Origin of the sequence: Exiguobacterium sp. Leaf196 (genome assembly GCF_001423965.1) — a bacterium.
Lineage (GTDB): Bacteria > Bacillota > Bacilli > Exiguobacteriales > Exiguobacteriaceae > Exiguobacterium_A.
This window is the reverse complement of the sequence record NZ_LMPV01000010.1, coordinates 102,099-122,956: the sequence shown is the minus strand read 5'-3', so window position 1 is coordinate 122,956 and position 20,858 is coordinate 102,099. Positions and strand designations below refer to the sequence as shown.

General features: G+C 48.4%; 21 protein-coding genes. 6 read left to right on the top strand and 15 right to left on the bottom strand.

Features of this window, described 5'->3' with window-relative positions; genetic code table 11:
• Positions 1–376: 376 nt before the first annotated feature.
• On the bottom strand, positions 377–787 hold the full coding sequence (locus tag ASG02_RS13510; protein ID WP_056064263.1) for a hypothetical protein: 411 nt from the start codon (positions 785–787) through the stop codon (positions 377–379).
• Between the two features lie 164 nt (positions 788–951).
• Between ASG02_RS13510 and ASG02_RS13505 the strand changes: the two genes are divergently transcribed.
• The gene (locus ASG02_RS13505) at positions 952–1,203 is read left to right on the top strand and encodes a hypothetical protein (protein WP_235514041.1); all 252 of its coding nucleotides are present in this window, start codon (positions 952–954) and stop codon (positions 1,201–1,203) included.
• Positions 1,204–1,269: 66 nt separating this feature from the next.
• Here the strand turns inward: ASG02_RS13505 and ASG02_RS13500 are convergent, their stop codons facing one another.
• From ASG02_RS13500 to ASG02_RS13475, 6 genes are all read right to left on the bottom strand, one after another.
• Positions 1,270–1,695: a helix-turn-helix domain-containing protein gene (locus tag ASG02_RS13500; protein WP_056064255.1), complete on the bottom strand. Its 426-nt coding sequence runs from the start codon at positions 1,693–1,695 to the stop codon at positions 1,270–1,272.
• A gap of 118 nt (positions 1,696–1,813) precedes the next feature.
• Positions 1,814–3,415 (bottom strand): SdrD B-like domain-containing protein, encoded by a 1,602-nt coding sequence (locus ASG02_RS13495; protein ID WP_056064252.1) that lies wholly within the window; start codon positions 3,413–3,415, stop codon positions 1,814–1,816.
• 135 nt (positions 3,416–3,550) lie between these two features.
• Positions 3,551–3,865, bottom strand: coding sequence for a four-helix bundle copper-binding protein (locus ASG02_RS13490; protein ID WP_056064249.1), 315 nt, complete (start codon positions 3,863–3,865; stop codon positions 3,551–3,553).
• A 96-nt stretch (positions 3,866–3,961) separates the two neighbouring features.
• The gene (locus ASG02_RS13485; protein WP_056064246.1) at positions 3,962–4,384 is read right to left on the bottom strand and encodes a hypothetical protein; all 423 of its coding nucleotides are present in this window, start codon (positions 4,382–4,384) and stop codon (positions 3,962–3,964) included.
• Between the two features lie 7 nt (positions 4,385–4,391).
• Positions 4,392–4,814 carry a 3-hydroxyacyl-ACP dehydratase FabZ gene (fabZ, locus tag ASG02_RS13480; RefSeq protein ID WP_029342716.1) on the bottom strand — a complete coding sequence of 141 codons (423 nt, stop codon included), beginning with the start codon at positions 4,812–4,814 and terminating at the stop codon, positions 4,392–4,394.
• A gap of 28 nt (positions 4,815–4,842) precedes the next feature.
• Positions 4,843–5,136: a DNA-directed RNA polymerase subunit beta gene (locus ASG02_RS13475; protein ID WP_056064243.1), complete on the bottom strand. Its 294-nt coding sequence runs from the start codon at positions 5,134–5,136 to the stop codon at positions 4,843–4,845.
• A gap of 405 nt (positions 5,137–5,541) precedes the next feature.
• Between ASG02_RS13475 and ASG02_RS13470 the strand changes: the two genes are divergently transcribed.
• Both ASG02_RS13470 and ASG02_RS13465 read left to right on the top strand, forming a co-directional pair.
• Positions 5,542–6,912 (top strand): hypothetical protein, encoded by a 1,371-nt coding sequence (locus ASG02_RS13470; RefSeq protein ID WP_035410585.1) that lies wholly within the window; start codon positions 5,542–5,544, stop codon positions 6,910–6,912.
• Between the two features lie 95 nt (positions 6,913–7,007).
• A complete protein-coding gene (locus tag ASG02_RS13465) occupies positions 7,008–7,940 on the top strand; it encodes a class F sortase (RefSeq protein ID WP_056064240.1) in 933 nt (310 codons plus the stop codon).
• 215 nt (positions 7,941–8,155) lie between these two features.
• Here ASG02_RS13465 and ASG02_RS13460 read toward each other — a convergent pair whose 3' ends face one another.
• The gene (locus tag ASG02_RS13460) at positions 8,156–8,479 is read right to left on the bottom strand and encodes a helix-turn-helix domain-containing protein (protein ID WP_056064237.1); all 324 of its coding nucleotides are present in this window, start codon (positions 8,477–8,479) and stop codon (positions 8,156–8,158) included.
• A gap of 66 nt (positions 8,480–8,545) precedes the next feature.
• Positions 8,546–9,703 (bottom strand): AI-2E family transporter, encoded by a 1,158-nt coding sequence (locus ASG02_RS13455; RefSeq protein WP_056064234.1) that lies wholly within the window; start codon positions 9,701–9,703, stop codon positions 8,546–8,548.
• A 251-nt stretch (positions 9,704–9,954) separates the two neighbouring features.
• Here ASG02_RS13455 and ASG02_RS13450 point away from each other — a divergent pair, with 251 nt between their 5' ends.
• Both ASG02_RS13450 and ASG02_RS13445 read left to right on the top strand, forming a co-directional pair.
• Positions 9,955–12,495, top strand: coding sequence for a HAMP domain-containing sensor histidine kinase (locus ASG02_RS13450; protein ID WP_056064231.1), 2,541 nt, complete (start codon positions 9,955–9,957; stop codon positions 12,493–12,495).
• Positions 12,496–12,595: 100 nt separating this feature from the next.
• Positions 12,596–13,444 carry an NAD(P)-dependent oxidoreductase gene (locus ASG02_RS13445; protein WP_056064228.1) on the top strand — a complete coding sequence of 283 codons (849 nt, stop codon included), beginning with the start codon at positions 12,596–12,598 and terminating at the stop codon, positions 13,442–13,444.
• A gap of 50 nt (positions 13,445–13,494) precedes the next feature.
• Here ASG02_RS13445 and ASG02_RS13440 read toward each other — a convergent pair whose 3' ends face one another.
• The 3 genes from ASG02_RS13440 to ASG02_RS13430 all read right to left on the bottom strand — a co-directional run bounded on the left by ASG02_RS13440 (position 13,495) and on the right by ASG02_RS13430 (position 16,556).
• Positions 13,495–14,277, bottom strand: coding sequence for a flagellar hook-basal body protein (locus ASG02_RS13440; protein WP_035410604.1), 783 nt, complete (start codon positions 14,275–14,277; stop codon positions 13,495–13,497).
• Between the two features lie 12 nt (positions 14,278–14,289).
• The gene (locus ASG02_RS13435; protein WP_056064225.1) at positions 14,290–15,078 is read right to left on the bottom strand and encodes a flagellar hook-basal body protein; all 789 of its coding nucleotides are present in this window, start codon (positions 15,076–15,078) and stop codon (positions 14,290–14,292) included.
• A gap of 278 nt (positions 15,079–15,356) precedes the next feature.
• Entirely contained in the window at positions 15,357–16,556 is a 1,200-nt protein-coding gene (locus ASG02_RS13430; protein WP_056064221.1) for a multidrug efflux MFS transporter, read from the bottom strand.
• A gap of 180 nt (positions 16,557–16,736) precedes the next feature.
• Here ASG02_RS13430 and ASG02_RS13425 point away from each other — a divergent pair, with 180 nt between their 5' ends.
• Complete coding sequence (locus tag ASG02_RS13425) at positions 16,737–17,606, top strand: hypothetical protein (protein WP_056064220.1); 870 nt, start codon at positions 16,737–16,739, stop codon at positions 17,604–17,606.
• Positions 17,607–17,866: 260 nt separating this feature from the next.
• On the opposite strand, the gene mreB is transcribed toward ASG02_RS13425, so the two are convergent.
• The 3 genes from mreB to ASG02_RS13410 form a co-directional block, all read right to left on the bottom strand.
• Positions 17,867–18,847 carry a rod shape-determining protein MreB gene (gene mreB, locus ASG02_RS13420; RefSeq protein ID WP_035410615.1) on the bottom strand — a complete coding sequence of 327 codons (981 nt, stop codon included), beginning with the start codon at positions 18,845–18,847 and terminating at the stop codon, positions 17,867–17,869.
• Positions 18,848–19,064: 217 nt separating this feature from the next.
• On the bottom strand, positions 19,065–20,369 hold the full coding sequence (murA, locus tag ASG02_RS13415; RefSeq protein WP_035410617.1) for a UDP-N-acetylglucosamine 1-carboxyvinyltransferase: 1,305 nt from the start codon (positions 20,367–20,369) through the stop codon (positions 19,065–19,067).
• Between the two features lie 251 nt (positions 20,370–20,620).
• Positions 20,621–20,854 (bottom strand): DUF1146 family protein, encoded by a 234-nt coding sequence (locus ASG02_RS13410; protein ID WP_029342736.1) that lies wholly within the window; start codon positions 20,852–20,854, stop codon positions 20,621–20,623.
• Between the last annotated feature and the right edge of the window lie 4 nt (positions 20,855–20,858).

The following is a 20,858-nucleotide window of genomic DNA, read 5'->3' as shown; positions in this document are numbered from 1 at the left end:
TAGGAGGAGTACGTTCTGTTTCACGTGCGATCATTCGTCTATCATCAAGACGATCTATCCGTGATTCATATGTATCCGATTGGGATGAACTAAAGATACTGCCAAAACCGCTTCAAAAAGCTATTTTTATTGTAGATTCGTGCACACCACCGTTTCGTTTTTGAGAATCGGTAAGAATGCTACACGTCAAATATACAAAACTAGAAAAGACGCCACAATAGATTTTTTGTAAAAAATAGGTGAATAGTAGTAAGTTAAAATATATTTATATGGGCTGTACATGGAAATTAATTTTTGGATTTACCTCCTTAAAGAAAACGCTTACATAGTATTAAGTTTTTGTCTTGTTTTCGTTTTACTAAAATAAAGTTTGATTTCATGAGATGAAATGATCTGCTTTTTCGATTGCCCGAAGAAATGATTCACGATGTAGCCGATGCACATCATCGGCCCACATCTCGATTTTTGATCCACGTCGTTTGAGTTCAATCGGTAATCCACGACCAATCCAATCAAGTTGACGTTGCAAGACATGACGCTTTCGTCCGTCCTGTCGCTCCGCTTCCGTGAACTGGCGCAAGTACTGGAGGACATAACCGAACCCGAACTCAATCGGAATCCGCAGCTCCGCTCCCTTGTCTCGTATCCGGATGATGCCCGCCCCGTAATGAATTGCCCGGAACAACTCCTCATTGATACGCTGATACCAGGTACCTTGCGTCAGACAGTGCGGCTCTAGCGCTCCTTTTTTACCACTCGGTAAGACTGCGAAATAATCAATGACCATTCGTCTGCTCCTTTTCATCAAAAAATAGGTGAGTCCGCGTGGGGCTCACCTATCATGACAGGTCAAATGGTTCGATTGTTCGGAACTGATCCGAATCATTTCACATCATTCAACATCGAAAAAGCTTTCCGAATACGCTATACTGGATTACGGGAATGGGAGGAATGCTCGTGGCTATCATTATCTTTTGCCTCGTCTGTCTCATTGCGTATCGGATCCGCAAGCTTCCCGAAGCACTACGGACGATTTTACTCATCCTCGGTTTACTCAGTGGATGGTTCGCGCTCTTTGAGATGATCGGCTTCATCGAAGCCAATCCGTATCTGGCTGCAATCCCGATTGGACTGGGACTTGCCTACTGGTACTGGCAACGTAAAAAGAAACAAGCAAACGACAAAACCCCTTCCGCCTCGTGAAGTGGGTTTTTCTTGTAGCGAAACGAAAAGCGATGTCTCCTAGGTCAGGGACATCGCTTTTTATATTTACGATTGAACTTTCCGTTCAATCGCCGCAATTTTTTCTTCAATCTCTAGTAACTTCAGTTCATGTTCGAGTTCAAGACGACGTTTTTTCCGTTTCAGGCGATCGAGTTCTTCCGCGAGTGACTCTGTCGACGCTTCCGGTTTCGGGGGTGCCTGTTCCATCGATTGACGGAGCGGGTCGAACAGGTTCGATTTCGCAAACTGCGCTGCTTCCGGTCCGAACATGTCTTGGATGAGCGGGAGAATCTTATTCATCGCTGTACCTGGAATTTGTGACTTCTGATCAACGAGACGCTTCAGCGCTAACTCATCGACGAGATACCCTTTTCCGTCCTGTTCGGCATGTAATTCACCTGTCCGGATCCAGCGACGGACCGTTTCTTCTGAGACGCGCAACAATTCACTAATCTGTTTTGTCGTTAACATCGTCATCCCTCTTTTCTTCTAGTAGTATCTTCACTATACACACATGTGTGCGTGTGTGTCAAAGGATACACACATCAAAAAAAAAGAGACCTTCCTATAGAAGGTCCCTCTGTAATGATTATGCTCCACGACGTACGAGTAACCAAAGACCCACGACAGCAAGACCTGCTCCTGTTGCTGCATATGGGAATGGCTTGTCTTCCCCAGCTTGTGGTAATGTTCCCGTTGTTGTTGGCGTCGACTGTTTTGCCGCAGCATCGACTGCTTTGACTGGCGTTTTTGTTGCCGTTGGTGTTGATGTTGGCGTCGGCGTCGGCTTCGCGACCGGTTCTACTTTCGCAATTTCTGCGAGCAAGATCGTACCGAAGCTACCTTCTTCGATCGTCACACCCGCTTCCGGTGATTTCCGCTCAAAGTACTTCAACAACTCATCCACCATTTCTTGTTCTTCTGGCGTCAAGGCTTCTTCATCGTTCGCCATCAATTTCATCGCTTTTGCTTGCTGAGCGAATGACTCATAATCTTCATACATTTCTTCGTCCATATCCATCATTAAGTCATCCATGTCAAGATGGTGCATCGCTTTGACCGTGTAGCCTTCTGCGACTTCCGTCTTGACTGTGTATGTTCCTGGATCGAGCTGGATCATCATTAAGTCATCTTTCGAAATCTTCTCTTGATAGACATCTTTTCCTGTGATTGCATCCGTCACCGTATATGTCGCAGGAACTGTTCCTTCGTCATAATCTGGCTTTTGGTTGCCGTTCGCATCCAAGAAGTTGACGACGGCTAACCAATGTTCGAACATACCATCGAGCTCTTCGTCGCCGTAGATTCCTGCATCAATCACTTCCGTTTGTCCTGCAACAAGACGGACTTTCTTCGTTCCCATGTCTTCGTCGACATCGGAATCGATCGTCCGGTCGTCACCGACGTTTTGCTCGGAATAGAAGTAATAACCCATATCATATCCGTCGACTTCCACTTCATATGTTCCTGGCTTCAAATTCTTGAAGCTGTATGCGCCGTTCTTCGTGTAGGCTTCATCGATGACATCTTCGTTCCGATTCATCAAAGAGACGAGGATATCATCGAGACGTGTTTCCTTCTCTTGACGGATCCCGTCCTCGTTCTCATCAAACCAGATCGTTCCTTCGATCGTTGCCGTCGTCGGTGTTTCGACTGGTGTCGGTGTCGCGTCATCACCTGTCTCCGGTTTTTCGGTCGTTGGTTCTTCCGTGACCGGCTCTTCTTTGACTGGATCTTCTTTCACAGGCTCTTCCGGTGTTGGTTCTTCCTTGACGGGTTCGTCTGTCGCTGGATCTTCTGTGACCGGCTCATCCATCTTTGGTGTCTCTGTCGTCGGTTCGTCTGTTGTCGGTTCGTCTGTCGTCGGCTCATCTGGTGTAACGACTTTACCGAACTGGACGAGAACCGTCCGCTGTCCATCTGCTGAGACGACCTTGACGACAGGTGCCGTCTCTGCCGTAAACGTCACGACCGGTGTCTCTTCGATGTTGACATCTTCCCCTGTTACGCCGTCTTCAAAGACAAGTGCTGTCTCAGACGTGATATCGACGATGCCTGTGCCTTCAAACGTCAACGTGTACGGACCTGTGCCCGTTCCTGTGACGTCCCACTCGACTGTTTCTGCATAGACCGGTAACTTCAGACCAAATGCAACAACGAGTGCCATCAAAAGTAAGCTAAGTTTTTTCATGAGTGTATGTATGCTCCTATCATGATTTAATATTACCTCCCTAAATAGTAAACAAATCCGCCAAAAATAACCAGAAGAAATCTTGAATTCTTGCTATTTTTTTATAATAAAAAAACCTCGTCCAAGGACAAGGTATTAGATAAGCTGGCGACACGCTTCTGCACATTCCGTACAAGCTTTCGCACAGGCTTGGCAGTGGTCATGATCATGTTTACTACATTCAGTCGCACATGCTTCACAAATTTCTTGGCATGCCTTTGCAAGGACCGCGACATTTGCGCTGTTCCGAGCGATCGCTTGCAGCAATAAGCTACAGATATCGGCACAATCGCGATCAAGCCGAATACAATCTGCCATATGTCCGACATGTTCCTCATTCAGACAGGCATCAAAACAATGATTACAGGCGAGAATACAATCCGTCAGTCGTTGCTGTACTGCGTGATCCATATTGATTCCTCCTTTGTATAGGTTTTGATTACCCTGATGACTTGAAACAAAACAAAAATAAGACAGCATCTGGAGCAAAATGCTCACCATGCTGTCTTATTTAACGATCTCAAGCGGAATCTCGATCCCACGCCCTGCTCCTGCATCAATGATGAGGACCGGAAGACGCTGGTCATCGAAGACTTCTTTTTCAATCGTCGTATCGGACGTATAGGTCCGGATTTCCCCCATCTTCTTCGCTTGGAAGGAGACGAACGGAAACGGAATCGATTGATTGGCGACATCGAGACGGATATCGACCTGTTGATCATCGAGCCGAATGTCATTCGCTGTCCGGATGACGAGACGCATCCGATCATTTTCCGTCAGCATGACCTGTGCGGAAATGTTCTCGGTCTGCCCAGCACGCTTGACGGGATCAACGATGACCGTCGGGGAAGCGGTCTTCGCTTGTTCCGCGCGCTGACAACCCGGAATGACAAGTAAGGAAATCGCGAGAGGGATCAGCCAGCGTTTCATGTTGGCTTCACTTCATAGCAAACGTCAGTTCAGCGACACAGGCGACTTCCCCATCGACTGTTGCTGTGGCACGACCTTTACCAATTGGTCCACGGACCTTCGTCAATTCGACTTCGAGGCGGAGCTGATCCCCGGGAACGACTTGACGTTTGAAGCGACATCCTTCAATTCCTGCGAAGAAGGCAAGCTTCCCTTGGTTTTCTTCCATCTTCAGCACAGCGAAGGCACCAACTTGTGCGAGTGCTTCGACGATCAAGACGCCAGGCATGACATTGTATTCTGGGAAATGACCATTGAAGAATTCTTCGTTCGCCGTCACGTTCTTGATTCCAACGGCACGTTTGCCCTCTTCGACTTCTAAAATGCGGTCAACGAGTAAAAACGGATACCGGTGCGGAATGACTTCCTTGATTTGTTCGATTGTATACATATTCGACAGCTCCCATCACTGATTAAAATTAAGATTTCATCCAAAAATCGGTGATGCGGGTCCATGTGTCGAGCTTTAACACATCCATTGCCTCGCCACCACCAAACGTCGCATAACCCACCATTGCGCCGACGATCAGTGCTACGACGATGAGAACGAGAACGATCAGTACACGTACGATGATCGGAACTCGGCGTGTCGAGTACGCACGAAGACGTCGCTCTGATTTGTGCTCTGGATTGCCGGTTTCCTGGTTCGAAGGCTGTTGCTTCTTCAGGCGTTCACGCGTTGGCTGATCCGTGCCTGTTTGGTTTTGTACCATCTTGATCACCTTTCATTGATTCAGTCTGAGAACAGTATAGCATATTAGTACCTGGTATTAAATAGTTCCAAATTCGCTACAAAACGTGTTCCGCAACTAGTGTAACACGACCAGACAGGCAATTTCTCTAAAAAATTTTAGTTTGTGTATATAAGGAAGCAGAAAAACAGTTTCCCACGATCTGCGGATTTTTGCGATTTTTTTAAATCCAAAATGAACGGCTCAGCGTAAGCTCTCCAGAACGACGCAGCAACGGTCCACCGGATGGCATGAAACATCACTTCGACAGTCTTTTGAAAAAAATAAAACTTCATGCAATCCAAATCGACCAGTGATGCGTAAGCTATTCAGAACAGGCAAGAAACACCTACCAAATAAACCAAAAAATGAGAGGAATGATTTCAGATGAAACACACGAAAAAATTCGCAGCATCAGCAATGGCAGCAGCACTCGTACTACCAGGAACGGCAGCATTCGCTTCCGGTGGCGGAGAAGACATGAAACAAGATGCACCGAAAAACGTCACGGTCAAAACGAAAGCCGCTGACCTTCGTGCCACACTCGATCAATTACTCTCTGAGCACTTCGTTCTTGCCGTCATGGACATGAAGAAACAATATGACGGTTCAAAAGACGCACAGTACTACGAAGCAGCACTTAAACAAAACGCACTCGACATGACACCAGCAATCGCTTCTGTCTACGGTGACGAAGGCGCGAAACAATTCGAGAAAATCTTCGTTGCTCACAACAAATATACGACAGACCTCGTTAAAGCCGTAAAAGCGGACGACCAAGACGGTATCAACGCTTCGAAGAAAGAAACAGAAGAGTTCGTACAAGACCTCTCAAGCTTCCTCGATACAGCAACGGAAGGCAAACTCCCGAAAGCAGCAGCTGAAGAAGTTCTCCGTGCTCACGAAGCAGACGTCTACAAGACTTTCCAACAATACGCAGCTGGTGACTACGAAGGATCGTACAACACGTTCCGCGAAGGATACAGCCGCATGTATGATATCTCTAAAGCACTCTCTGTCGCAATCACAACACAGATGCCTGAGAAATTCGACAACACGAAAGCTGACTCAAAAGCAGCTGATCTTCGTTCAACACTCAACAGCCTCGCAGCTGAACACGTCGCTCTTGCAAACCTCAGCATGACTGCTGGCGTTGACCAAGCGAAAGACTACGATGCAGCAAACTGGGCTGAAGATATGCACACAGCTGACTTCAAAGCAGCCATCAAATCAATCTACGGTCAAGCCGGTGCCGATCAATTCGAACAAGTTTGGACGAAAAATCACATCGAAGCCCAAGCGAACCTTGTCACAGCAGCCGTCAACGACGACAAGAAATTGATGGGTGACGCGCAAGATATGCTCAAAATGTTCTCGAACGACTTCGGCGCATTCCTTGGTGCAGCTACAGAAGAAAACCTTCCAACAAAAGCAGCACAAGAAGCCGTATCAGGTCACGAGACGTACGTCCAAGATACATTCATGCAGTATGTTGAAGGCGACTACAAAGGTTCTGTCGACACATTCCGTGAGTCTTACGCTTACATGTACGGCGTAGGAGCTAACCTCGGTGATGCCATCGTCAAACAATCACCAGAGAAATTCATGGATGGTACTCCAGGATCAATGCCGAACACAGGTAACGGTGGTATGAGCGATAACAACAACACAGCTGCAACAACTGGTGCGATCGCAGTATTCGGTCTTGCACTCGGAGCAGTTGGTCTTGTCCTCGCACGTAAACGTCAAAACGCCTAAGAAATTGGGTATACTCAATAACAGGATAGCGATCCGCTATCCTGTTTTTTTTTACATAGAGGGAACCCCTTCTCTCGGAAAGGAGCTACGCGCATATGAAACGTTGGTTATTACCGGCGAGCATTCTTTTGATGGTCGCATCGGTCGGAACATTGCTGTTCCTCTTATTCGGTCAACCAAAACCGGACACATCGAACATCACGCAAGGTGATGTTAAAACAGAATCCGCGGCCTCTTCCGAGACGAAGGAAGATCCGCTCAAGCCATCAGAAATCTTTAAGAAGGAGTTCAAGGATCTCTCGACCACGGAGGTCGAGCTCCCAAAACAACTCTTCATACCGAAACACGACATCAAGACGAAGGTCGAACAAGTCGGCCTCGATCAAGACGGTGCCATGGCGACACCTAAAAATGAACAACAAGCCGGTTGGTATAAGTTCGGTCCGCGTCCAGGTGATGTCGGGAACGCTGTCATTGACGGTCATACCGATACGAAGACTGGTCCAGCCATCTTCTATAAACTGCATGAACTGAAAAAGGGCGATCCGGTCGAAGTGACGGACGCTTCCGGACGTAAGCTCGTCTTTCGTGTCAAAGAGCTCGTCCAGTACGATCACTTAAAAGCACCACTGAAGAAAATCTTCGGTCCAGCCGACACCCGGAATTTGAACTTAATCACCTGTATCGGAACGTACGATCAGAATCAAGGAACGTATGATAACCGCCTCGTCGTCTTCACAGAGCTTGACGAGAAAGCATCTGACCCCATCAAGACACCACCAAAACCAGCGACGAACATCCGTGTCAGTGGTGGATTCATCAACTGGTATGCGTCAACAGATGAGGATGTTGTCAAATACAACATCTATCAAGAGAAGGACGGAAAACGCAAAAAACTCGGTACAACGGAATCGATCGAGCGTAAAGCATTCCCGCTCCCTGAAGATGCAACAGGTCGTTTCATCGTCACAGCCGTCAGTAAAGCCGGAATCGAATCAGAGGACGCGTTCAGCGCCGTCCAAAAATGATAGCAGAGCAGGAACCAACGGATGATCTGGTTCCTGCTTTACTTTTATCTGCTACACTTCAAGTTCGTTCACTCCTTCAGAATTATTGAAGAAAAAATGCATCGCCTTGTTTTAATCTGATTCTTTCCTGCGCATGCCATTTTTATAGGAGGATCGCTTCAAAAAACGTAAAAAAGACCTCCGAGCAGCTGCTCGGAGGTCTAGAATCCTGCTGTTTAATATCGGATGTGCTGTTTACTCCACCGGATTGATTCCGTGAATTGTCGAACGAGGTCTTCTGCCGGTGCCGTCAAATAATAGGCCAGTCCGTGTACTTTCTCAGACATCTGCTGGATGACGAGACCATCTTCAATCAGCTCCTGCAGTTGCTCGAGGATTTGCCCGTGTGACTGATCAATCCGTTGCTCGAGTTCCCCGATCGTCAACGCTCCATCACGCAAGAGATAAATGATACTCGACTTGAGACTGTTCTCGAAGTTGTGTTGAAATTTTTGCAACGCTAGTAGATCGGCTTGTTCTTTGGTATGACGTGAATCCATCTGATTCTTGCCCCCTTCTCTTAGCTACCTCTTCAGTATGACGCACTTTTACATGAATTTCAAAACTCAATCGCGCTCCGTGATGATCGTATCGAACGTCTTTTCTTCCTCCGTGATGACCATCTTCTTCTGCGATCGGAGGTGATAGAGACGACGGATGTTTAAGATGACAACCTTCATGACAGCATAGAACGGTACACCTAGCAAGACTCCGAAGAAACCGGCGATGTTCCCCGCAACGAGCAAGACGATGATGATCGTCAACGGATGGACATCGAGTGTCTTCCCTTGTACGAGTGGTGACATGATGTGCGAATCGATCTGTTGCGCGACCGTCATGACGATGATCGCATAAATCGCAAGGATTGGATCCTGGATGAACCCGACGATCAATGCTGGAATGACACCGAGAACCGGACCGAGAAATGGAATGATGTTCGTCAGTGTCGCAAACAAGGCGAGTAACAACGCATAATCGATCCCGATGATGAGATATCCGATATAGGCGATGACCCCGACACCGATACTGACGATGACTTGTCCGCGGATGTAGCTCATGATCGTCACGTGGACATCACCGAGGATTTTTTGCGTTTCCTTATGGTACTCATACGGCATCAGCTTAACGAGATTGCCTTTAAGCTTATCGCCGTCAAGCAGCATATAGATCAACATGATCGGAATGATGATGATCGTCACGACCGCTGTCGTCAGGACGCTGACGAACCCACCGACACCTGTACCAATGTTTTTCAGGAACGTCGACGCGTATTCCGAGATGTTTCCCGAGAACTTATTGAACAAGTTATCTGGTCCTGATAGGAAACGTGAAAAGGCTGCACTGTTTTCGAGTTGATCCCGGACATCGACCAATTGACGCTGGAACTGTGTTGCAAGCGTCGGTATCGAATTGACGAACTGTGTGATCTGCTCCGACAACATCGGACCAAAGATGAAGCCGAGTGTCGTTAAAATACCGATTAAACCGACGAGCACGATTAAGACAGCAGGTCGCCGCTTCATCTTTTTCTCGAGCAACTCGACGATCGGTAGCAAAACATAATAAAGAATGCCAGCAATCGCGAGTGGCGGTACGACCATCTGAAGCAGAATTGCGACCGGTCGGAACAGGAACGTAACATGATCGCCAATCCAAACGATAATCAGTAATGTCATGACCCACCAGGCGAATCGATACCATTTGTTTTCGAACATTTTTTGCATCTAACCACTTCCCTATTTAAAAGTATGAAGTCCCATATCCTCTATTGTTTTCCTTAAAACAGCATCTGTTAATCCTTATTCTCAAAAAATGTATCGCTTATTCCGTTTTTACCTGTATATGATATATTAGTTTTAGTCAACTTTGCAGATTCAAATTTGCCGAGACCCTTGAAATCTGCGTAAGATGAATATATTCGGCATTTAAGTTATATTTTTTATACATGTAAAAATAGAATACGGAGGATACTCTAGTGAAATGGATCAATCATACTATCGGACGCCAATTGATGTTCGCCTTCTATATGGTGTTCGTCGCGCTTAGCATCACGTCTGCAATCGTTTATTTCTATACAGAACAGAAGATCGATCAAGCGAATACAACGTTCGATGACTTACGCGAACGACGAACGAATGCCAATGCACTCGCGAATGAGTGGACCGTCACACAAAGTAACGTCAAATCCTACTTATTGACTGGCTCACAGCAAACGTTCGATGCCGTCAAGACCAATCAACAGGAGATCAATCGCCTGACGACATGGTTCGAAAAGTATGCGGTGTACGAGCAAGGGAAGGAATACGCCACAGCAACACGTCAACTGTATGACGATTATTTCGGCACATCGCTTCCACTTCTCAACGAATATGTTGAAGGAAAGAAAAACGGTAAAATCAACGAAGACTTCGTTGATCCAAATACGCTCGCTGCTCTTTCCAACGGGAAAGACTTGTTCACCCAAAATGGGACGTTACGTGGATCGGTCAGCTTATCAGAAGCAGACGTCGACATGACACGGATTGATACGTTGCTTTCAGATTATCTGACATTGATCGAAAAGAAGGAAGTGGACGCGAAAAACGATCTCTTAAGCGAGATGCGTGTCGCGCAGTTCATCTGGCTGTCGAATCTCGTCGTTTTGATTCTCGTCCTCTTATCTCTCGTGCGTCCGTTCATCAGTCGCGTCACGAAGCAGGTCAATACGTTGTCTCGCGATAGTGCGCTACTTGCGACAGGAGAAGATATCCAAGCGATTCCGTTACCGAAACGTAAGGACGAGTTGCATATGCTAACGGCATCGTTCAATCAGATGGCAGCGTCGATTGCGGATAATAAGGTCCATATGCTCGCGAAGAACGAAGAACTCCAAGCGCAACAGGAAGAACTCGTCGCGCAGCAAGAAGAATTGCAAGCGCAGCAGGAAGAACTCGAGGAAGCACTTGATATCACACTTCGGAGTGAACAACACCTCAAGTATCGTAACGAACTGACTGAGACGCTTGCTTCTCGTGAGACGTTGACGGCTTATCCGGAAATCATCGAGAAACTCGTCTCCATCACGCATTCTGAAATCGGTGCCCTCTTGTTCCTCGATCAACAGGAAGTCCGCTCGACAATCGATTACGGGATGACAGAAGAGATGGTCGGTCGTCTCGTCTCTGATGATCAGTCACTCCTGCACCGGGCACGTCTTCTGAAGCGTCCTGTGCACTCATCGAAACAGGTCGCGCACGAAAGCCCGCTTCCGTACCCGTACTATATGTATGAAGTCGCGGTTCCGGTCCTTGATCCGTCAAAAGAGCATATGATCGCCTGCATCTATCTCGTTCGTTATCGTGATGCCTTCACGACGGAGCAGATGAGCGACATCTTGTCGTTCTCGCATCAATTGTCGCTCTCCCTCCTACGGATGGGGATCTATGAGGAAATGATCCGCGAGAAGAACAAGACGACGCAACTGTTGAACTCGATTCGGGAAGCTGTCGTCTACATCGAACATGAGACGGATGAGTTGCTCGTCAACGAACCCCTCATGACGTTGTTTCCGGAAGTTCCAACAACGTTCGAAGACGAAGAACGCTCTGCCTTCGAGCAAGCGATGCAGGCACTCGCTGACATCATTGACGAACCGGCAGCTTTCGAACGCTACATTGAACAGATCGTCGAACTCGATTTACCAAAAGACAGCTTGATCGTCTCGATCCGCAAGCATAGTACTTACATCCAGATCTACGCTGAGAAAATCGAGGTCGATGGCCTGTGGGTCGGTACGATGCTCGTTCTCCGCGACGTGACGAAAGAAACGGAAGCCGAGCGGATGAAGGAGGAGTTCGTCTCGACCGTCTCGCATGAGTTACGGACACCGCTCTCTTCGATCTATGGCTTCACGGAACTGATGCTCAACAAACGGTTCGAGGAGGAACGGCAACGGAAGTACCTCCAGACGATCCACTCCGAGACTGGTCGCCTGACGACACTCGTCAACGACTTCCTCGACGTCCAGCGCATGGAGTCGAGTGAACACCGTTATGAGATGACGACGTTTGATGTCGTCGAACTCGCTCAGGACTTGATCGAGTTCTATGATGTCTCGCATGAGACGCATACGATTGATTTTGAGGCTCGTGGACCGATCATGATCGACGGGGATGTGGAAAAGATGAAACAGTTGCTGAACAACCTGCTCAGCAACGCTGTCAAATACTCGCCGAGCGGTGGTACCGTCTTGATACGGATTACAAATGAACTTGGTTTCGCTCAAATCCGTATCCAAGATGAAGGCATCGGGATTCCGCAAGACGCCCTTCCCAAATTGTTCGATAAGTTCTACCGTGTCGATAACTCCGAGACACGCAAAATTGGCGGAACCGGTCTTGGTCTATCGATCTGTAAGGAGATCGTCAAGCACCACAACGGAACGATTGACGTCGAATCCGTCGTCGGTGTCGGATCGACCTTTACGATTCGTTTCCCAATCGCCGTCATCTCGACCATCCTCACGTATGAAGATTAATCACGCGACCGTTCACATCATGTGGACGGTCTTTTTTGTCGTTAGATTCAGCGACGCGCGGGGTATAGTCAAAAGCGCTTCATGATAAGGAGGAATCGACATGCAACTCGGATGGATTGGTTTAGGACATATGGGTGTACCGATGGCAAAACGTTTAATTGATGGCGGTCATGATTTGCTCGTCTATAATCGGACGTATGAAAAGACTGCTCCGTTGACAGAATTAGGAGCAACAGCTGTCAGAGAAGTACAGGACGTGGTACGTCAGAGCGACATTCTCTTCGTCATGTTAGCGGACGGACCTGCCGTCGCGTCCGTTCTCGAAAGTATCCAAGAGAACCTCACAGGTAAGACAATCGTTAACTTAAGTACAATCTCACCGGAAGAAACGAAGGAGATGGCTCGTCTCGTCGAAAAGAATGACGGAACGTATCTAGAATCGCCTGTCTCGGGCTCCGTTCCGGTCGCAGAAAACGGTCAGCTCGTCCTGCTTGCCGGCGGTGACGCGAACGTCGTCGCGACTTGTCAGCCGTATCTTGACCTACTTGGTAAGGAAACGATTCATTTTGGACCACATGGCTCAGGCAGTGCGGCGAAGCTCGCCATCAATTTATTGCTCGCTGTCGTCGGTCAAGGAGTCGCGGAAACATTACTGCTTGGGGAAGGTGCCGGGCTCGAGAAAGAGAAGCTGCTCCAGATGATCAGTGCTTCCGGGATGAACACTCCGCTCTTCAGTGGTAAACGTGACATGTACCGGAAGAACGACTTCCCGTCTGCTTTCCCGCTCCGTCTGATGGCAAAGGATCTTGGACTCATCACGGCAGAAGCGAGACGACAACAGCTTAAGCTACCACTTGCGCAAACAACGGACGCTAGCTACACTGATGCGAAACCCGCTTACGGCGACGCGGACATGGCCGCGATCTATCTTGCGTTACAGGAAAAATAATGAAAAGGGTGATACCTCTCTTGCGAGAAGCATCACCCTTTTGTGATGTTTTATTTCAGTGACGTGACGATCCCCATCATCTGATCACTCGTCATCAACGCTTTCGAGTTAAACTGATACGCCCGCTGGAGTTGCGTCAAGTTCGTCATCTCAAGCGCCATATCGACGTTCGATGTCTCAAGCCGACCGACCGTCAACGGATTCCCTGTCGCATTCTGGTATTGTCCGGTTGCCGTGAACAAGCCTCCCCCAACTTCCGTCAGCTCTCCGTAGTTCGGGATGTCCGCGACACCCACTCGAGCGAGGACACGACGATCCCCGTTTAAGATGCCGGTGATGTTGCCGTCCTTGTTCAGTTCAATCTCGGTCGCGTTCGCCGGTAAGACGATTGGATCATTCGCCTGGTTGATGACGGAGCGCCCGGCATCGTCCGTCAACAGAACCTGTCCGTTCGCTTGCGGCGACAACTGGAAGTTTCCGTCCCGCGTAAACTTCGTCACGCCATCCGTATCGATGACACCGAAGAAATGGTGCGGGTTTCCGAGTGCCGCATCGAGTTTTCGATCCGTCGTCCGGAACGTTCCGACGCCAAAACGTGTCGCTTCGTTCGCGACATAACCACCAACGCCGAGTCGAAGCCCCTCTGGCGTCGTCAAGGGACCTGGCGTGAAGCCTGTCGCTTGGTTATTGATGTTACGGACGAGCAGTTCATTGAACTGAGCATCCCGCCGTTTATAGCCGTTCGTATCCACATTGGCAAGGTTTTGCCCGGTCGTATCAAGCTGTTTTTGCAGTTGTCCCATCGTACTTGCGGATGTATAGATTGATTGCATCATATCCTCCTATTAGCGAACGCGTCCGATTTCGGAAACAGCTTTTTCCGCTGTCCGGTCGTACGCTTGAATGACTTTTTGATTGGCTTCGAACTGACGCAGACCAGCATTCATCTCCGCCATCGTCTGTTCAATCTCGACATTTCCGAGTTCGAGTACACCTTGATCGACTCGGACGTTTCCGGCATTCAATGGATTGGCTGAACGGAACAAACCATTTCCTGTCCGCTCGAGCGTCTCCGGTTGATCCGTTACGACGAGACCGAGATTGCCGATCGCTTGACCATTTCCATCCGTGACGGCTCCGTCCGCGTCGACTTTGAAGTCCTCATTGACGACGTCGAGTGGTTGTCCGTTCGTATCAAGAACGAGATCATTTTCTGTCGTCCGGAGTAACCCGTCTTGTCCGACGGCAAACTGTCCGTTCGTCGTGTAAAGCGTCTCTTCCTCTTCTGTCAACGGATCCCGGTGACGAATCGTGAAGAGCGGTGCTCCTTCAAGTGAACTGATTTGTAGATCGGTCGCATTGCCTGTCTCCGTGATCGAACCTTGCGTGAAGTTCGGGGTCGCTGCCTGCATGAAGACACCGGTCGCGAGTTTCCCGACCGTCGCGACTCCTCTCACACCCGTCCGTTCATTGTTTGCTGTTTGCTGGATCAGCATCTCTGGAAACGTCCGGAGTGATGCTTGATCAGCGCGGAAGCCCGGCGTCCGCGCATTCGCCAAGTTGTTACTGAGCATTTCCTGTTGACGTTGTAATGCCTGCATCGCATTCGACGCCGTGTACATTCCTCGTAGCATGCGTTCCATCTCCTCATTGACTTCATGTTCAATTCTTTCCTTTCAGTATATCGGTCGACCGAAGAGGAATTATGAGCTTTTTTGAACAAAACGGTAATATTCAGCAGAGATGCATCGAAAGACCTACCTCAATTCCATAATCCACTTTTTAATAGTTTACATATTGAAAATTAACAAATTTTGTTATACTTTAGATAATAATTTAAAGATACTTAAGGTCAATCCTATGAAAAAAGCTTCCGTTCCCCAAACACAGTCTAGGAAATGGAAGCTTCTCATTAGTTATTCGGATTTTTCTTTAAAACAGCCGTTTGTGTTCGCTCTAGCACCGCATTCGTGATGACGATCAAGCCAGTAAAGAGGAACAGCGCTTCAAAACCAAAGTGACCGGCAATCTGTCCACCTGCGAGTGGTCCGAGGAAGTTCCCCATGAACTGCGCGGACTGGTTATATCCAAAGATCCGTCCCGATGCATTCGCTGGCGTATTCTTCCGTAACAAGGTTTGGACAGATGGCAGCAGTGCTGCTGTCGCAAAACCGATCCCCATCCGTAAGACGATCAATTGACTTGTATCCGTGACGAATGCTTGCGGAATCAAGAAAGCTGCAAAGATGAGTAACGCAAAGAATAAGACACGCTCAGCGCCAATCTTATCGGATAGACGACCCAGTCGTTGTGCAGCGATCAGTGCCGCAATCCCTGGTGCCGAGGCAACAATCCCAGATAACAAGGCAAGTCGTTCCGTACCCGGACTGAGTTCCCGGACGTACAGCGAAAGAATCGGACTAATCGATTGTGCCGCGAACTGAATCAGGAACGTCGTCAAGAAGAGGCTTAAAATGAGTTCCGGATGGCGAAGTGACTGGATGATTTCCTTCGCAGACGCCATCTTTTTGACTTCCAGTGGGACGAATTCTTCTTTGACGAAGAAGTAGGTCACGAGGAAGGTCATGAAGAGCGGAACGCTCGTAAAGAGAAAAACGGGTCGAAGCCCAACAACGTCGGCGAGGAATCCTCCAATAAGAGGTCCTAGCAATCCACCAGCAATCCCACCGGTCGACAGGGTGCCGAGCGCCCAGCCACTTTTCTCTTTTGGGGTTTGGGAAGCAACCATTGTAATTCCGGCTGAGATGAATCCGGAGACGGCTCCCATGACAAGACGTAAGAATACAAGTTGATACACATCTTGGACGAAACTGATCAAGAACATGACGATCGACATACCAAGACTTGCTCGGAGTAGCATGAGCTTACGTCCTTTTCGATCGGCAAGACGTCCCCAAATCGGTGAGACGATCGCAGCGACGAGGAAGGTAGCACCAAAGGCGATCCCGGACCACGTCGTAATATCTTGTCGGCCGTCGACACCGAGCTCTTCAATGAATAAGGGCAAAAACGGTAAAACGAGACTAAGAGCGGCGGCAGTCAAAAAACTACCGAACCAGACGACTACTAAATTTCTTTTCCACAATGGCATTGTGGCATCACTTCCTTTTATTTGACAATTCGTTTCAAGGTAACAATTTTTAATATACACTTCACAATGTGAAATGTCTAGGATTTGAACTGTCAAAGTGTAGAACAGGACCTTTGATGCATATAAGTGAATGCGCAACGACCGATAGTAAGGTAATCCACACGAAGGAGTGAAATTGAAATGAAACGCTTTTTGATTAGCGTAGTCTGCCTATCGTTGCTTCAATTCGGACTACCGCTCAAGAGTTCAGCTGCCGTTTCCGTCACTCGTCACACGGTCATCTGGTCCATCCCAGAGGCCAAATCCATTTCAACGAAGATCAATCAGCTGGCAAACAGACAGATGAAACGTGTCTATCTGCATGTCGCTGTCGAGGGTGACCGTACTCTCTACCGAACGTTCGTTGAAAAAGCGCATGCTGTCGGAATCGAAGTCTACTTTCTGTTCGGACAGCCGCGCTGGATTACAAACGAAGGAACGACAGCTCGACCGAACGTCGAGGATCCGCTAGCCTGGATCTCGACCTATCAGCAGGAGACGATCAGTCATCCGGACGGTATCAGTGTCGATCTCGAACCGTACGCCTTACCGGAATGGGAGACGGACCAGCCAGGAGTCATCGCCTCCTACGAACGCATCTTACTCGCCTTCCGCGAAAAAGCATCTGCTGAAGGATTACCGCTTCAGCTGTTCCTCCCGTTCTGGTTCCATACCGTACAGGGTGCAGGTGGGCGTTCCATCAGCGAATGGGCGATGGATCTCGCTGACGAAGTCACGTTGATGAGTTACCGGACCGTTTACGGTGGCGGTAACGGACTTGGCGCCATCACGATGACGGATGCATTGTATGCAGCGAGTAACGGATATCGTTTATCGTATGCTATCGAATTCACGGAGCTTCCGGAAACACCGGACATTACGTTCTACGGCAAAACACGGACGCAACTAAATCAGCTCGTTAATCAGACGATGGCAAGTTCGTTGCCACCAAGTGCCATTGTCTATCATGATTTTGAAGCCTACCAGGCTTTCATGCGTAGTACGCAGTAAGGACAGGCTCAAAAGAAGACATGACAAGAGGCTTGCTACCATTAATCCGACTCCTACAGGAAAAGTGCAAATTTTTGCGCCGTCAGAGACAAACAAGACCCGTGTTCACTGTTATACGAACAGTGAACACGGGTTTGTGTCTTGCCTGAGAAAAGCGGATCAAATGGGGCAAGCCTTTCTTTTCTTCAACATTGTCCAAAAAATGAAAGTGGTCCTTCCCATCACTGAGAAGAACCATCTTTTAATCAATCACGATTTTCTTACTTCCCAAGATTGTCGAGCATGATCCCTGTACCGCGTGCGACACATAACATCGGATCTTCTGCAATCAGAACTGGTAGGCCGAGTTCTTTTGCAAGTAACTGGTCGATTCCGTCAAGAAGTGCGCCCCCACCCGTCAGGATGATGCCACGGTCGATGATGTCCGCTGCAAGCTCTGGTGGTGTCTTCTCGAGCACACGCTTCGTTGCTTCGACGATCTCCATTGCTGCTTCTGCGAGTGCCTCATGCATCTCTTCTGATGTCACCGTGATGTTGTGCGGTAAGCCCGTCACGAGATTACGTCCACGAATATCCATCTGTTCCCGACGTCCGTCTTCTGAGACCGTCGCGACCGTCGTCTTGACGGCTTGCGCTGTCCGTTCCCCGATGATCAACTTATGCGTATCCTTGATCGAGCGGATGATATCGTGATCAAACCGGTCACCTGCGACTTTGATCGTTTCACCGCAAACGATATCACCCATTGAAAGTACAGCAACATCCGTCGTTCCGCCACCGATATCAATGACCATGTGCCCTGCTGGCATCCAAATGTCCATACCGGCACCGACTGCTGCGACCTTCGGCTCGACTTCGAGGAAGACCGTCTTCGCACCTGATTTTTCACCAGCTTGGCGAATCGCTTTTGCTTCGACCGTTGTGATGCTTGCTGGTGTACAAATCAACATGCGGACTCCACCGAACATCTTACGGACCTCAATCTTATCGATGAAATGGCGTAGCATCGCTTCTGTCATTTCGAAATCAGCAATGACGCCGTCTTGAAGCGGTCGAATGGCCACGATGTTTCCCGGTGTCCGGCCCACCATCAAGTGTGCTTCTGTCCCTACCGCGTGAATCTTGCCTGTCGCCTTATCGATCGCGACGACCGATGGCTCATCGAGGACAATGCCTCTACCTTTTACATGAATGACGACATTCGCCGTCCCTAAGTCGATTCCGATATCTCTTGAAAACATCTCGTGTGCTCTCCTTTATCCACTGGCTATTCTTCCAAAATATAGAACGTCGTTTGGACGTCTAACCCATTTATGTATACATACCTTTCAATTCTAGCATATGCCTCATCGTGAAACGACTTTCTTTTTCGGCTTTTCTGATTTCATTGTCATCTTTTTGAAAAGACGACAAAAAGAGCATCCTCCCAGAAACGAGAGAATGCTCTTGAATGAGTGCTTAAAGTTTTGTTGCAGCTGTTTCTTCAACGACTGCCGCTTCTTCTGTCACACGTTCTACGTCTGCACCAAGTGCTTGTAACTTCAAGTGGAAGTCGACGTATCCACGGTCGATGTGGTGAAGTGCGCCAACGCGCGTTTCGCCTTCAGCAATCAATCCTGCTGTGACGAGTGCCGCACCTGAGCGAAGGTCTGTTGAGAGCACTTCTGCACCTTGTAATTGAACGCCACCATTGATGATCGATGAACGACCTTCGATTTTGATATCTGCGTTCATACGACGGAATTCTTCGACGTGCATGAAGCGGTTCTCGAAAACTGTTTCCGTGATGACCGATGTGCCGCCTGCTTTGAGAACAAGTGCCATCATTTGTGCTTGAACATCTGTCGGGAACCCTGGATGTGGCATCGTCTTGACGTCGACTGCTTCGAGTTTTTCTGGACCAACGACACGGAGACCTTCTTCTGTATCCGTGATCTTAACGCCCATTTCTTCCATCTTCGAGATGAGTGGACGAAGGTGTTCACGCTCTGCACCGATGACTTCGACGTCACCTTCTGTGATTGCTGCTGCGATCATGAACGTACCTGCTTCAATCCGGTCTGGGATGACGTAGTGTGTTGCACCGTGTAATTTCTCGACGCCTTCGATGCGGATCGTTTCTGTACCTGCACCGCGGACTTTTGCGCCCATTGCGTTCAAGAAGTTCGCAAGATCAACGATTTCTGGTTCTTTTGCGACGTTCTCAATAACTGTCGTTCCTTCTGCGAGTGTCGCAGCCATCATGATGTTTTCTGTCGCACCGACTGATGGGAAGTCGAGGTAGATTTTCGCACCTTTGAGACGACCGTCAACATGTGCTTCGACGAATCCGTTTCCGATGATCGTCTTCGCGCCCATCGCTTCGAAGCCTTTTAAGTGAAGATCGATTGGACGTGAACCAATCGCACAGCCACCTGGCATCGCGACACGTGCGCGACCGAGACGTGCAAGTAATGGACCCATGACGAGGATCGAAGCCCGCATCTTACGGACGTATTCGAGTGGCGCTTCATCTTTGAGATTCGGTTCGGCATTGACCGTCACCGTATTTGCTTCAGCGTCGAACTCGACTTCCGCATTCAAGTTGCGTAAGACGTTATTGATTGTATAGACGTCTGCTAGACGTGGTACGTTTTGAAGAACCGATTGGCCCTCTGATGCAAGCAATGTCGCGACGAGTGTTTTTAAGACCGCGTTCTTTGCACCTTCTACTTTGACTGTTCCAGCTAATTTACGTCCGCCACGGACAACGATTTTTTCCATTCTCCCTACTCCTCTGCTTCGTTTCTGTTCTAGTATGTTCAATTCGTGATTGGTGAGGATCATAGTTGGAATTCAACGAATGTTAGAAAAGAAACTTCCCTATAGTTGATCTCTTACTCCAAAGCCAATACGACGTTTCGATTGTAATGTTAGATGATTGCTAAATGACTGTGTTCCTTCATTGAAAGAGCAGTGTCCTGTTCCATGTTAAAACAAATTACCATTTCAGGGTTTACAATGCAGTTACAAGTTCACCCAATTAAAAACTGAAGACGCTGTGCAAAACCGGCATAATCCAATAAAAAGCGAGCGACGATCGATCCGAGTGCAATGGCTAGAATCGTTCGCAAGGCTACCGCATGCGGTCCTTTAGGATGTTGCAGGATTTTCTCCCATTTGACTGGTAATAAGGACCACCAAGCGAGTAGAATCGCTACGATGTAGACCAGCATACTAACTAACGCACTCACACCAATAGATGTCACTTTC

What these genes read in the sequence shown, in the direction of transcription:
- ASG02_RS13445 (WP_056064228.1), top strand. Translation starts at nt 12,596, where the DNA reads ATGCAACTCGGATGGATTGGTTTAGGACATATGGGTGTACCGATGGCA.
- ASG02_RS13440 (WP_035410604.1), bottom strand. Translation starts at nt 14,277, where the DNA reads ATGCAATCAATCTATACATCCGCAAGTACGATGGGACAACTGCAAAAA.
- ASG02_RS13425 (WP_056064220.1), top strand. Translation starts at nt 16,737, where the DNA reads ATGAAACGCTTTTTGATTAGCGTAGTCTGCCTATCGTTGCTTCAATTC.
- ASG02_RS13460 (WP_056064237.1), bottom strand. Translation starts at nt 8,479, where the DNA reads ATGGATTCACGTCATACCAAAGAACAAGCCGATCTACTAGCGTTGCAA.
- ASG02_RS13485 (WP_056064246.1), bottom strand. Translation starts at nt 4,384, where the DNA reads ATGAAACGCTGGCTGATCCCTCTCGCGATTTCCTTACTTGTCATTCCG.
- ASG02_RS13455 (WP_056064234.1), bottom strand. Translation starts at nt 9,703, where the DNA reads ATGCAAAAAATGTTCGAAAACAAATGGTATCGATTCGCCTGGTGGGTC.
- ASG02_RS13510 (WP_056064263.1), bottom strand. Translation starts at nt 787, where the DNA reads ATGGTCATTGATTATTTCGCAGTCTTACCGAGTGGTAAAAAAGGAGCG.
- ASG02_RS13465 (WP_056064240.1), top strand. Translation starts at nt 7,008, where the DNA reads ATGAAACGTTGGTTATTACCGGCGAGCATTCTTTTGATGGTCGCATCG.
- murA (WP_035410617.1), bottom strand. Translation starts at nt 20,369, where the DNA reads ATGGAAAAAATCGTTGTCCGTGGCGGACGTAAATTAGCTGGAACAGTC.
- ASG02_RS13505 (WP_235514041.1), top strand. Translation starts at nt 952, where the DNA reads ATGCTCGTGGCTATCATTATCTTTTGCCTCGTCTGTCTCATTGCGTAT.
- ASG02_RS13435 (WP_056064225.1), bottom strand. Translation starts at nt 15,078, where the DNA reads ATGCTACGAGGAATGTACACGGCGTCGAATGCGATGCAGGCATTACAA.
- ASG02_RS13470 (WP_035410585.1), top strand. Translation starts at nt 5,542, where the DNA reads ATGAAACACACGAAAAAATTCGCAGCATCAGCAATGGCAGCAGCACTC.
- ASG02_RS13490 (WP_056064249.1), bottom strand. Translation starts at nt 3,865, where the DNA reads ATGGATCACGCAGTACAGCAACGACTGACGGATTGTATTCTCGCCTGT.
- ASG02_RS13430 (WP_056064221.1), bottom strand. Translation starts at nt 16,556, where the DNA reads ATGCCATTGTGGAAAAGAAATTTAGTAGTCGTCTGGTTCGGTAGTTTT.
- ASG02_RS13475 (WP_056064243.1), bottom strand. Translation starts at nt 5,136, where the DNA reads ATGGTACAAAACCAAACAGGCACGGATCAGCCAACGCGTGAACGCCTG.
- ASG02_RS13495 (WP_056064252.1), bottom strand. Translation starts at nt 3,415, where the DNA reads ATGAAAAAACTTAGCTTACTTTTGATGGCACTCGTTGTTGCATTTGGT.
- mreB (WP_035410615.1), bottom strand. Translation starts at nt 18,847, where the DNA reads ATGTTTTCAAGAGATATCGGAATCGACTTAGGGACGGCGAATGTCGTC.
- fabZ (WP_029342716.1), bottom strand. Translation starts at nt 4,814, where the DNA reads ATGTATACAATCGAACAAATCAAGGAAGTCATTCCGCACCGGTATCCG.
- ASG02_RS13500 (WP_056064255.1), bottom strand. Translation starts at nt 1,695, where the DNA reads ATGTTAACGACAAAACAGATTAGTGAATTGTTGCGCGTCTCAGAAGAA.